Source organism: Arthrobacter sp. 05L421 (assembly GCF_056397785.1).
In genome coordinates this window covers 1-312 of record NZ_JBFTOC010000084.1, presented here as the reverse complement: position 1 = coordinate 312, position 312 = coordinate 1, and the positions used below count along the sequence as shown (strand labels likewise).

Genomic DNA, 312 nt, shown 5'->3' with positions numbered 1-312 from the left:
TTCGACCAGGTCGTGCCAGCGGTCGCCCTGTTCCAAACCCCGTTGGCCGAAGTCTTCGGGGCTGAATGAGTCACGCACGTACACGTAGCCGCTGTCGGGGTCACGCTTGTAGAGCCCGGCCAGCGACGTGTACATCGTTGTGATCCTGCCGATGTAGTATTCGGCCGTGCCGTTCTCGGTGGTGTCTTTGGCGTCCTCGTCCAGGCAGGCTTGCAGCACGTCGTTGAAGAACTCCTCGTAGATGAGGAGGAAGAGGTTCTTTTTGTTGACCACGTAACGGAAGAGCGTTGCCTCGCCGATGCCGGCCCTGGC

The 312-nt window shown here is 60.3% G+C and carries 1 protein-coding gene; it reads right to left on the bottom strand.

Features of this window, described 5'->3' with window-relative positions:
• Positions 1-312: TetR/AcrR family transcriptional regulator (locus tag AC1DKQ_RS22510; protein WP_476920292.1), on the bottom strand; the 312-nt coding region annotated here is incomplete at both ends.